The 11,435-nt window shown below is 67.1% G+C and carries 8 protein-coding genes; 2 read left to right on the top strand and 6 right to left on the bottom strand.

Going from position 1 to position 11,435, the window contains the following annotated elements:
- Positions 1-177: 177 nt before the first annotated feature.
- The 3 genes from phaC to WS49_RS07590 form a co-directional block, all read right to left on the bottom strand.
- Positions 178-2,052 carry a class I poly(R)-hydroxyalkanoic acid synthase gene (phaC, locus tag WS49_RS07600; protein ID WP_059526056.1) on the bottom strand — a complete coding sequence of 625 codons (1,875 nt, stop codon included), beginning with the start codon at positions 2,050-2,052 and terminating at the stop codon, positions 178-180.
- 369 nt (positions 2,053-2,421) lie between these two features.
- Positions 2,422-3,261, bottom strand: a complete 840-nt coding sequence (pgeF, locus tag WS49_RS07595) for a peptidoglycan editing factor PgeF (RefSeq protein ID WP_059526058.1) — start codon at positions 3,259-3,261, stop codon at positions 2,422-2,424.
- Between the two features lie 6 nt (positions 3,262-3,267).
- Complete coding sequence (locus WS49_RS07590; RefSeq protein WP_059526054.1) at positions 3,268-4,476, bottom strand: RluA family pseudouridine synthase; 1,209 nt, start codon at positions 4,474-4,476, stop codon at positions 3,268-3,270.
- Between the two features lie 41 nt (positions 4,477-4,517).
- Here WS49_RS07590 and WS49_RS07585 point away from each other — a divergent pair, with 41 nt between their 5' ends.
- Entirely contained in the window at positions 4,518-5,342 is an 825-nt protein-coding gene (locus tag WS49_RS07585; protein WP_059526052.1) for an outer membrane protein assembly factor BamD, read from the top strand.
- Between the two features lie 82 nt (positions 5,343-5,424).
- On the opposite strand, the gene WS49_RS07580 is transcribed toward WS49_RS07585, so the two are convergent.
- The 3 genes from WS49_RS07580 to WS49_RS07570 all read right to left on the bottom strand — a co-directional run bounded on the left by WS49_RS07580 (position 5,425) and on the right by WS49_RS07570 (position 8,769).
- Complete coding sequence (locus tag WS49_RS07580) at positions 5,425-7,668, bottom strand: ATP-dependent DNA helicase (RefSeq protein WP_059526051.1); 2,244 nt, start codon at positions 7,666-7,668, stop codon at positions 5,425-5,427.
- A 55-nt stretch (positions 7,669-7,723) separates the two neighbouring features.
- Positions 7,724-7,939, bottom strand: a complete 216-nt coding sequence (locus WS49_RS07575; protein WP_006755091.1) for a YdcH family protein — start codon at positions 7,937-7,939, stop codon at positions 7,724-7,726.
- Positions 7,940-8,016: 77 nt separating this feature from the next.
- A complete protein-coding gene (locus tag WS49_RS07570; RefSeq protein WP_059526049.1) occupies positions 8,017-8,769 on the bottom strand; it encodes a hypothetical protein in 753 nt (250 codons plus the stop codon).
- A 159-nt stretch (positions 8,770-8,928) separates the two neighbouring features.
- Between WS49_RS07570 and WS49_RS07565 the strand changes: the two genes are divergently transcribed.
- Positions 8,929-11,253 (top strand): Tex family protein, encoded by a 2,325-nt coding sequence (locus WS49_RS07565; protein WP_059526047.1) that lies wholly within the window; start codon positions 8,929-8,931, stop codon positions 11,251-11,253.
- Positions 11,254-11,435 lie beyond the last annotated feature (182 nt).

The raw sequence follows: 11,435 nt of genomic DNA, 5'->3' as shown, positions 1-11,435 counted from the left end.
GCCGCGATCTTCGCGAGCGAGCCGCCGAATTTGCCGACCGCGGTCCGCGCGGCCGATACGATCACTACGTCCGTCATTTCCCTTTCCTCCAGGCCCGCACGACACGGCGCATCGCTACCGGCCCTGTTAAAAAAAACTGCGGTGCACCGGACAGCGTGCGCCGCTGTCCGTCTTTCGTCAATCGCGCTGCAACACGTAGCGACCCGGCGCCGGTTCGATCACCGGGAACTGCGCGGAACCGGCCTTGGCGGGCGGCGCCACCTTGCGGCCGCCGTACTGGTCGAGCCACTCCACCCAGGTCGTCCACCAGCTGCCCGGCTGCTCGGTCGCGCCGGCGAACCAGTCGTCCGCGGATTCGGGCAGATCGTTGTCGTTGACCCAGTAGCTGCGCTTCTTCTTCGCCGGCGGATTGATCACGCCCGCGATGTGGCCCGACGCGCCGAGCACGAACTTCAACGGGCCCGTCAGGATCGACGTCGACGCGTAGGCCGTCTGCCACGGCACGATGTGATCCTCGCGCGACCCGTAGATGAAGGTCGGCACGTCGATGCGCGACAGGTCGACGGATTCGCCGCATACGGTCAGCGCGCCCGGCACGCGGAGCTTGTTCTCGAGATAGGTATTGCGCAGGTACCACGCGTACATCGGGCCCGGCAGGCTCGTCGAGTCGCTGTTCCAGTACAGCAGGTCGAACGCGGCGGGCGTGCGGCCCTTCAGGTAGTTGTCGACGACGTAGTTCCAGACGAGGTCGTTCGGCCGCAGGAACGAGAACGTGTTCGCGAACTCGACGCCGCGCATCAGCCCCGGTGCCGCGCCGTTCTTGCCGCCGATGGTCTGCTCGCGCATCTGCACGTGCGCCTCGTCGACGAACACGTCGAGGATGCCGGTGTCGGTGAAATCGAGCATCGCGGTCAGCAGCGTCATCGACGCGGCCGGATGTTCGCCGCGCGCGGCGAGCACCGACAGCGCGGTCGCGAGCATCGTGCCGCCGACGCAGAAGCCGAGCGTGTTGATCTGCTCGCGGCCGCTGATCTGCTGCACGGCGTCGATCGCCGCGAGCAGCCCTTCGTTCATGTAGTCGTCCCACGTCTTGTGCGCGACCGACGCATCGGCGTTGCGCCACGACACGAGGAACACCTGATGGCCGTTCGACAGCGCATGCGCGACGAGCGAATTCTCGGGCTGCAGGTCGAGGATGTAGAACTTGTTGATGCACGGCGGCACGATCAGGAGCGGCCGCTCGAACACCTTGTCCGTCTTCGGCGCGTACTGGATCAGCTGGATCAGGTCGTTCTCGTAGACGACCGAGCCTTCGGTACACCCGAGGTTCTTGCCGACCACGAATTGCGATTCGTCGGTCTGCGAAATCTTGCCGCGCTGCATGTCGCCGAGCAGGTTCATCATCCCCTGCCGCAGGCTTTCGCCCTGCGTCTCGAGGATCGATTTCTGTGCATCGGGATTGAGCGCAAGGAAGTTACTCGGCGCGGCGGCGGCGGTCCATTGCTGGACGGAGAAACGGATACGTTCGCGCGTCTTCGGATCGGTCTCGAGCGCGTCGGCCAGTTCCTGCAGGTAGCGCGCGTTGAGCAGATACCACGCAGCGGCGAACGCGTGCGCGGGCGAAGCCTTCCACGCATCCGCGCTGAAGCGGCGGTCCTTCAGTTCAGGCGACTCGAGCTTCGCCGCGGCGGCCTGCTGCATCAGCGTCATGCAATCGCGCGCGTAGTCGGCCTGCAGCTTCTGGAGCCGCTCCGGCGGGATCGCGGCCACCGGCAGCTTCAGTCCCGCGAACGGAGAAGCCAGGCCGCCGAAGGCGCCCAGATCGGGCATCGACGGCATCTGGAACGGAACGGATGTCGGGAACTGGAATGCGGCGAACGGATTCGCGGTGGCCGCCGCCGTTGCGGCGCGCGCCGGATCGGCGAAACCGCGCCAGGCGTTCAGCCATGCCTCGAACATCTGCTGCATCGGCTGGGTAGCCTGGTCGAATCCGGTGCTGCCTGCGGAAGTGCCCGCCTGAGCGGACGTCGACGAATTTTTCGATGCTGTCATTACCTGCCTTACCGGTGATTCGTGAGCGTCAATCGTGAAATCCTGCTCGCGCGCGGCGTGCCGGCTGCGAGCCGGGCCGTCATGCTCTGGAGAGGCGTCTCCAGATTCTGCCGCAGTGCGGTATTTTTATCATTATCGTTTTCCCCATGTGAAGCACTGCGTCAAACCACCGAACATTTCTGCTCGGAGATAATCCGTGCGCAACAAGCGGGACAAGGCTTCCGGCGAAACATAAAACATTTTGATCGACTTGACTTCGCGATTATTCATTCGGTTGTCCATGCAACGCCGCATTGCCGCGCCAATATCGAAATAACCGATTTCGCAGCGCAACAAACCAAGCCGCGCGCTAATGCGCGCGGTCAGCCGTCAATCTGCCAGCCAGATCGCCGCCGCCATGCGGCCGGTCACGCGGTCGCGCCGGTACGAATAGAAGCGCGCGTGTTCGGTGACCGTGCAGGCGGTCCCGCCGCTCACGCGCGCCACGCCTGCACGCGCGAGGCGCAGGCGCGCAAGCGCGTAGAGGTCGGCGAGATACTTGCCGGGCGCGCCGTCGATCGCGACGAACGCTTGCCGCGTCTCATCATGCTCCGACTGCGGAGCCGTGTCGAGAAACGCCTCGCGCACATCGGCGCCGACTTCGAATGCCCGCGGGCCGATCGCGGGCCCGAGATACGCATGGAGTTCATCCGTCGCGCCGCCGGCGAGTGCCGCGACGCGAGCCGCGGTCTGCTCGACGATGCCGGCCGCGAGCCCGCGCCAGCCAGCATGCGCGGCACCCACCGCCCGACCCCGCGCGTCGCACAACAGCACCGGCAGGCAATCCGCGACCATCACGACACAGACCGCGCCCGCGCGGTCCGTCACGCTCGCGTCGGCCTGCACGGGCGCCTCGGCACCCGGCGCGGCCTCGATCACCTCGTCCGCGCGCACGATCCGCGCGCCGTGAACCTGTTCGAGCCATGCCGCTCGCGACTGGCCCGCCAGCGCGAGCAAGCGCGCGCGATTCGCGGCGACATGGGCCGGATCGTCACCGGTATGCAGGCCGAGATTCATCCCGCCCGGCAACGCGGCGCCGTCCTGCCAGCGCCCGTACGGGCCCTCGCTCACGCCGCCGTCGCGCGTCGTGATCAGCGCACGCACGCGCGGCGCCACCTGCCAGTCGGGCTGCACGCAGTCCTGCCACGTCAACGGCGCCAGGTTCGTCATCGGCACTCACTCCTCCTCATCGTCGTAATCGTCGTCGTGATCCTGATAATCGCCGGCGAAATCGTCATCGTCGTAGACACCGTCTTCATCGTCGAATTCCTCGTCGCCCTGCCCGAAGCCCAGCGCCGCGACGAGCGCGTTCATGTCGTCCGGCAACGGACAACGCCACTGCATCGTCTTGCCCGTCACCGGATGCACGAGGCCGAGCCGCCAGGCGTGCAGCGCCTGCCGCGCGAACCCGCCCGGCAGCGGCGCGACCGAGCGCTTGCCGCGCGCGCGCCCATACACCGGATCGCCGAGCAGCGGATGCCCGACATGCGAGCAGTGCACGCGGATCTGATGCGTGCGGCCGGTTTCGAGATCGCACTGGATCGCGGACACCGGCTGACGTTGCCACATGCATGTGTCAACCGTGCGGAAATGCGTGCGCGCGGGCTTGCCCGACGCGCCGGTGACGACGGCCATGCGCGTGCGCTCGCGCGGATCGCGGCCGATCGGCGCGTCGATCGTGCCGTCTTCGGGCATCATGCCCCACACGAGCGCGAAATAGCGGCGCTTCACCGTGCGTGCCTGCAGCTGGCGCACGAGGTCGGTCTGCGCGGCGAGTGTGCGCGCAACCACCATGAGGCCGGACGTCTCCTTGTCGAGCCGGTGCACGATGCCCGCGCGCGGCAGGCCGGCCGCCGCGTCGCCGTAGCGGTGCAGCAGGCCGTTGAGGATCGTGCCGCTCCAGTTGCCGGCAGCCGGGTGGACGACGAGGCTCGCCGGCTTGTTGATGACGACGAGCGCGTCGTCCTCGTAGATCACGTCGAGCGGCACCGGCTCCGGTGTAAACGCCAGCTGCTCGGGCAGCAGGTCGGGCACGAGCTCGATCCTCGCGCCGAGCGGCACCGGCTGGCGGATCTTCGCCGGCGCGCCGTCGACCAGCACGCGCTGCGCCTCGATCCAGCTCTGCAGGCGGCTGCGGGAGAATTCGGGGAAGAGTTGGGCAAGCGCTTTATCGAGGCGCTCACCCGCGAGCGACAGCGGCACTTCGACGACGCGCGGCGCTTCGTCGGCCGCCGCGGACGGCACGACAGGCGGCTGCATCGCGTCTGCAGCGAGATCGTCGTCGGGAGAATCCCCCGACGCAGCGTCGGCGGGCCGATCGCTTGGGCTATAATCTTCGCGATTTGACTTGCCCCGCGGGGCATTCTGCGAACTTGAACGGGTCATTTAGACTGGGTCACCGAGACTTGAAGCTAGGACATGCGAGCATGATGAATTCGACCAAACGTACGGCCAAAACCGTCGCCGCCCGAGCTGCGGTGGTAGCGGCCGCGGCCCTCATCGCCGGCTGCCACGGCTTGCCGCAGAAGCAGGACGAGACGGCTACCTGGTCGAACAACAAATTATACTCAGAGGCCCAGGACGCACTGTCCGGCGGCGACTGGGGCAAGTGCGCGAAATATTTCGAATCGCTGCAAGGTCGCGATCCGTTCGGCCGTTTCGCGCAACAGGCGCAGATCAACGTCGCGTACTGCAGCTGGAAGGACAACGAAGCGGCAGCCGCCGATCAGGCCGTCGACCGCTTCATCCAGCTGCATCCGGATCACCCGGACATCCCGTACGCGTACTACCTGAAGGGGATGATCCACTTCAACGACGATCTCGGCCTGTTCGGCCGCTTCTCCGGCCAGGACATGAGCGAGCGCGATCCGCAGGCACTGCGCGAATCGTATGACGCGTTCAAGGTCGTCGTCGACCGGTTCCCGAAGAGCAAGTACGCGCCCGACGCCGCCGCCCGGATGCGCTACATCGTCAACGCGCTCGCCTCGCACGAAGTGCACGCGGCCGACTACTACTATCGGCGCGGCGCCTATGTCGCGGCGATCAACCGCGCGCAGCTCGCGATCAAGGACTACAAGGGCGCGCCGGCGATCGAGGACGCGCTGCACATCATGATCCTGTCGTACGGCAAGCTGAACCAGCCGGAACTCGCGGAAGACACGAAGCGCGTGCTCGCCGGAACCTTCCCGGACAGCCCGTACATCACCGGCCATTCGCGCCCCGGCACGAAGAAGTCGTGGTGGCAGTTCTGAGCGACGCCCGAGCACCCAACAAAAAACCCGGCCATCGAGCCGGGTTTTTTGTTGGTGCCGCCCGCAGCAGGCGGCAGCGCGGTCACGCGCGTTTTGCCGCGCGATGCTCGTCGAAGAAGTCCTGCACGACCGCGATCTCGCGGGTTCGCTTGAACGGCGGCAGGCTCTGCCAGATCCGTCGACCGTAAGGCTTGTCGACGAGCCGCGTGTCGCAGATCATCAGCACGCCGCGATCCGTCTCCGCGCGAATCAGCCGGCCCGCGCCCTGCTTCAACGTGATCACGGCCTGGGGCAGCTGGTGAACCGCGAACGGGCTCAAGCCCTTCTTGGTCAACGCATCGAGCCGCGCGGCCAGCACCGGATCGTCGGGCGGCGCGAACGGCAGCTTGTCGATCACGACGAGCGACAGCGCGTCGCCGCGCACGTCGACGCCTTCCCAGAAGCTCTGGCTGCCGACGAGAATCGCATTGCCGTACGAACGGAAACGATCAAGCAGTTCGGTACGGCTGGCATCGCCCTGCACCAGCAGCGGCGTGTTCCAGCCGCGCGACTCGATCACGTCGCGCAGCTTCGACGCGATCCGGTCGACCGCGCGCAGCGTCGTGCACAGCATGAACACGCCGCCGCCCGATGCCTCGATCGCCGGCAATGCAGCATCGAACACGGCATCGGTAAACGCCGGCGACGACGGCTGCGGCAAGTTGCGCGGCACATACAGCAGGCCCTGCGTCTGATAGTCGAACGGGCTTGCGAGCGTCATCGAGCGCCGCGAGCTGAGGCCCATCTGGGCCGCGTAGTGCGTGAAGTCGCCGCGCACCGACAGCGTCGCCGACGTGAACACCCACGCGCGGGGCACGCCGGCACGCTGCTTCGCGAAAATCGGCGCAACCGACAGCGGCGTCTCGTGCAGCTGGACGGTATGCGCGAACACTTCGACCCAGCGCACCTTCTCGTTCGGGTCGTCGGTGGCCGCCTTGTCGCCGGCGGCCGCGGCATCGGCCTTCGCGGCCGCTTCCGCCGCGCCGGGCGCGACCCAGCCCGCGAGCAGGTCCTGCAGCTCGCGTGCGCGCCGCAGGCACGCACCGAGCGACTCCGCCCGCTCGGCCTGGCTCGCGAGCGCCGAGGCAAGCGCATCGAGCGCCACTTCGAGCGCGTCGAGCGCGCCGAACATCGGGTGATCGTCGCCCAGTTGCGCGAGCGACATGCGCACGATCTGGTCGTTCGCGAACGCGAGACGCAGGTCGCGCGCCGCACGTTCGAGATCGCCGCCGAGCTTCACCCACTCGACCGCATCGCGCGCATGGCTCAGGCCTTCGGCGACCGTGTCGCGCGCGAGTTCGAGGATCTGCGTGGTCGACAGCGTCTCGCCGAAGAACAGCGTGGCCGTCTCCGGCAGCTGGTGCGCTTCGTCGAAGATCACCGTGTTCGCGTTCGGCAGCAGTTCGGCCATCCCTGTGTCGCGCAGCATGATGTCCGCGAAGAACAGGTGATGGTTGACGACGACGATGTCCGCCTGCTGCGCCTCGCGGCGCGCCTGCATCACGAAGCACTCCTTGTAATGCGGGCACTCCTGGCCGAGGCAGTTGTCGCGCGTCGACGTGACCATCGACCACACGGGTGCCGTCTCCGGCACGCTCGCGAGCTCGGCCTTGTCGCCGCTCTTCGTGACCTTGGCGAACCGGACGATTTCCTGCAGATACGCGGTGTCCTGGCGCGACGGCAGGCGGCCGTTGTCGGCCGTGCGCTGCAGGTAGTAATGGCACAGGTAGTTCGAGCGGCCCTTGAGCATCGCGACCGTCACCGGCACCGCGAGCGCGTTGCGCACCGTCGGGATGTCGCGCTGGAACAGCTGGTCCTGCAGGTGCTTCGTGCCGGTCGACACGATCACCTTGCCGCCCCACAGCATCGCGGGCACCAGATACGCATAGGTCTTGCCGGTACCGGTGCCGGCCTCGACGATCAGCGTGTTGTCGCCGGCGTCGCCGTCGGCTTCGACCGCAGCCCCCTCCGCGGCGGATTCGGCCGCCTTGTCGCCTTCGCCGAGGCGGCGTGCCGGCCGTTTGCGGGTCTCGAAGATTTCCGGCTCGGGCATCCGGCGCGCGGACGCCTCCATCGCGGACGCGACCGCGCGCGCCATCTCGATTTGCGACTGACGCGGGTGATAGCCGTCGAGCGCGCGCGCGAGCAATCCGCCGTCGCCGAAGATCGTGTCGAGTTCGTCGACGCGCTTGCGGCTCAGCTCGAAGGTGCCTTCGGGCGCACGAACACGCCCGGCGGACGACGCGTCACGCCGGGCATCGGGGTTGGCTTCAAGCGGTGAATTCAAGGCAAGCGTTCCTGTGTCCAGCGCCCGGGCGGCGCCGGCGCTTGCCAGGCCGCGCTCAGGCGCGCTTATCCGGTTCCAGCTGCGATTGCAGCAAAATGATTTTGTCCTTGGCCGCCAGCTTTTCCTTCTTCAGCCGGTGCAGCGTGATGTCGTCGATGTCGGAGTGTCCTTCCTTCAGCTCGATCTCCCGAGCGAGCTGCTGGTGCTGCTCCTGCAATGCAGCCAAACGGTTGTGCAATTCCTGCTGCTGTTCCGTGGGACGGTTTTGCATATGCGCCTCCTCATCGAAGCAGCGCGCCGACTGGCGTGCCGGCACGCACGAGACTGACTCCGGATCAATCCAACACGTTACTGCCCCTGCTGTTGCTGCTGCTTGGCCTTGTCGGCCGCTTCCTGCTGACGCCGCTCGACATCGGCCTTGTGCTGCGCAGCTTCCTTCTGCTTCTGCTCGTAGCGCGCGGCGTTGTCCGCCCGCTCCTGCGCCTTCTGCGCGCCCTGCTGGCGCGCCTGGTCGAGCTTGCGCTGGAAGTCTGCCTGCTTCTGGTCGTATGCCTGCTTGTTCGCGGCGCGCTGCGGCCCCTCGGCGCCGCGCTGCGCCTGCTTCAGTGCATTCTGCTCCTGCTTGTCGCGGAACGCAGCCGCGTTCGCCGCATCGTTCGCCGCGCGCTGCGGCGCTTCCGCCGCATTCTGCGCCTGCTTCAACGCCTGCTGCTGGTCGCGCTGCTGCGCCCGCACCGCGCGCTGCTCGTCGTCGAGCGCGAGCTGCTCCTGACGGATGCTCGCCCGCTCCTCGCGCATCCGGTCGCGCGCATTGCCGAGACAATGATTGACAAAGAACTTGCTGTAGCAATCGTGCTCCGCCACGGCATAACGATAATCGTTTTCCGCGGAACGTTGATTGAGCACTTTTTGACGGGCGTCAAAATCCTGCGTGGCGGGGGGGGCGACGGGCGCGGCCACTGCGGCGTCCGGCGCGGTTGCGCCCGATGCCTGTGCGTACACGACGGTAGACCCGGCGGACAAAGCCGCGGCAAGCGCTGCGCCGAGCGCGACGAGAGAAATGCGGGAAGTTGGCAACGTCGTAGGAAAGCTGCGGGACATGTTCAAATTCTATCACCCCCGGCTGGACGCTCCGCCATTTATGGCAAAATGCCCCGCTTCACTCACCCGCGGCATCTGGTCCGGCGGGCCCGTCTAGCAGCCCGCACCGCGCGGCCTGCCGGCCCGCGCCGCGATTTCAGCAGGCAGATCATCCACGACATGACGGAAACCGTAGCACTCAAGATCGTACAGCGCATCGCCACCGAACTGTCCGTCCAGCCGCGCCAGGTCGCGGCGGCAGTGCAACTCCTCGACGAAGGCTCGACCGTTCCGTTCATTGCCCGGTACCGCAAGGAAGTGACCGGCAACCTGGACGACACGCAGCTGCGCCAGCTCGAGGAACGTCTCCTGTATCTGCGCGAACTCGAGGACCGCCGCGCGGCGATCCTGTCGAGCATCGACGAACAGGGCAAGCTGACCGACGAACTGCGCGCCGCGATCGACGCGGCCGACAGCAAGCAGGTGCTCGAAGACCTTTATCTGCCGTACAAGCCGAAGCGCCGCACGCGCGCGCAGATCGCGCGCGAAGCCGGCCTCGAGCCGCTCGCGCAGGCGCTGCTCGCGAATCCGCTGCTCGACCCGCAGACGGAAGCCGCCGCGTACGTCGATGCCGACAAGGGCGTCGCCGACGTGAAGGCCGCGCTCGACGGCGCGCGCGACATCCTGTCCGAACAATTCGGCGAAACGGCCGAACTGCTCGGCAAGCTGCGCGACTACCTGCACAGCCAGGGCGTCGTATCCTCCGCGGTCGTCGAAGGCAAGGAAAACGAGGAAGGCGAGAAGTTCCGCGATTACTACGACTACGCGGAAACGATCCGGACGGTCCCGTCGCACCGCGCGCTGGCTCTGTTCCGCGGTCGCAATGCCGGCGTGCTGACCGTCAAGCTCGGGCTCGGCGAGGAACTCGACGCGCAAGTCCCGCATCCCGGCGAAGCGATGATCGCGCGCCATTTCGGGATCGCGAACCAGAGCCGCCCGGCGGACAAGTGGCTGTCGGACGTGTGCCGCTGGTGCTGGCGCGTGAAGGTGCAGCCGCACATCGAGAACGAACTGCTCACGCAACTGCGCGAAACGGCGGAAGCCGAAGCAATCCGCGTATTCGCCCGCAACCTGAAGGACCTGCTGCTGGCCGCGCCGGCCGGCCCGAAGGCCGTGATCGGTCTCGACCCCGGCCTGCGCACGGGCGTGAAGGTTGCCGTGGTCGACCGCACCGGCAAGCTGCTCGCGACCGATACGATCTACCCGCACGAGCCGCGCCGCGACTGGGACGGCTCGCTCGCGAAGCTCGCGCGCATCGCCGCGCAGACGCAGGCCGAGCTGATCAGCATCGGCAACGGCACCGCGTCCCGTGAAACCGACAAGCTCGCGAGCGAGCTGATCTCGAAGCATCCGGAACTGCGGCTGCAGAAGATCGTCGTGTCGGAAGCCGGCGCGTCGGTCTACTCGGCGTCCGAGCTGGCCGCAAAGGAATTCCCGGAGCTCGACGTGTCGCTGCGCGGCGCCGTGTCGATCGCCCGCCGCCTGCAGGACCCGCTCGCCGAGCTCGTGAAGATCGAGCCGAAGGCGATCGGCGTCGGCCAGTACCAGCACGACGTGAACCAGCGCGAACTCGCCCGCTCGCTCGATGCGGTGGTCGAGGATTGCGTGAACGCGGTCGGCGTCGACGCGAACACCGCGTCGGTTGCGCTGCTCGCGCGCGTCTCGGGCCTGAACGCCACGCTCGCGCGCAACATCGTCGACTACCGCGACGCGAACGGGCCGTTCCCGTCGCGCGATCACCTGCGCAAGGTGCCGCGCCTCGGCGACAAGACCTTCGAGCAGGCAGCCGGCTTCCTGCGCATCAACGGCGGCGAGAATCCGCTCGACCGCTCGTCGGTCCACCCGGAGGCTTATCCGGTCGTCGAACGGATCCTCGCGAAGATCAGCAAGCGGATCGACGACGTGCTCGGCAGCCGCGATGCGCTGTCCGGCCTGTCGCCAGCCGAATTCGTCGACGAACGTTTCGGCCTGCCGACCGTGCGCGACATCCTGTCCGAACTCGAAAAACCGGGTCGCGACCCGCGCCCCGAATTCAAGACCGCAACGTTCCGTGACGGCGTCGAAAAGGTGTCCGACCTGATGCCGGGCATGCTGCTTGAAGGTGTCGTGACGAACGTCGCGGCGTTCGGCGCATTCGTGGATGTCGGCGTGCATCAGGACGGCCTCGTCCACGTGTCCGCGATGTCGACGAAGTTCATCAAGGATCCGCACGAGGTCGTGAAGGCCGGCCAGGTCGTCAAGGTCAAGGTGCTCGACGTCGACGTGAAGCGTCAGCGCATTTCGCTGACGATGCGCCTGGACGACGAAGCGGCCACACCGGGCCTGGCGCCGCGCGCCGGTCAGGATCGCGGCAATGCCGGCCGCGGCGCGGCCCGTCCCCAGCGTTCGCGCGAGCCGGAACCGGCCGGCGCGATGGCCGCGGCGTTCGCGAAGCTGAAGCGCTGAGCACGCGAAGGCCGTCGACGAACGAAAAAAGCCCGCCGGAAGGCGGGCTTTTTCGTGGCCTCTGACCCGTCCTGAAATAAGTTGACACTTTTTCGCCGAGACGAAGAGGTGGCAATTGGAACAAGGGATCAAGCGGACGCAACGGGACTACAGCCTGGCTTTTAAGCTGTCGGTGGTGGCCC

Source organism: Burkholderia sp. RF7-non_BP4 (assembly GCF_001521935.1).
GTDB lineage: Bacteria > Pseudomonadota > Gammaproteobacteria > Burkholderiales > Burkholderiaceae > Burkholderia > Burkholderia diffusa.
The sequence above is the reverse complement of the archived record's forward strand: the minus strand, read 5'-3'. Positions and strand labels throughout refer to the sequence as shown.

Coding starts and splice junctions, on each gene's coding strand:
- phaC (WP_059526056.1), bottom strand. CDS start 2,052: ATGACAGCATCGAAAAATTCGTCGACGTCCGCTCAGGCGGGCACTTCC.
- WS49_RS07565 (WP_059526047.1), top strand. CDS start 8,929: ATGACGGAAACCGTAGCACTCAAGATCGTACAGCGCATCGCCACCGAA.
- WS49_RS07575 (WP_006755091.1), bottom strand. CDS start 7,939: ATGCAAAACCGTCCCACGGAACAGCAGCAGGAATTGCACAACCGTTTG.
- WS49_RS07570 (WP_059526049.1), bottom strand. CDS start 8,769: ATGTCCCGCAGCTTTCCTACGACGTTGCCAACTTCCCGCATTTCTCTC.
- WS49_RS07590 (WP_059526054.1), bottom strand. CDS start 4,476: ATGACCCGTTCAAGTTCGCAGAATGCCCCGCGGGGCAAGTCAAATCGC.
- pgeF (WP_059526058.1), bottom strand. CDS start 3,261: ATGACGAACCTGGCGCCGTTGACGTGGCAGGACTGCGTGCAGCCCGAC.
- WS49_RS07585 (WP_059526052.1), top strand. CDS start 4,518: ATGATGAATTCGACCAAACGTACGGCCAAAACCGTCGCCGCCCGAGCT.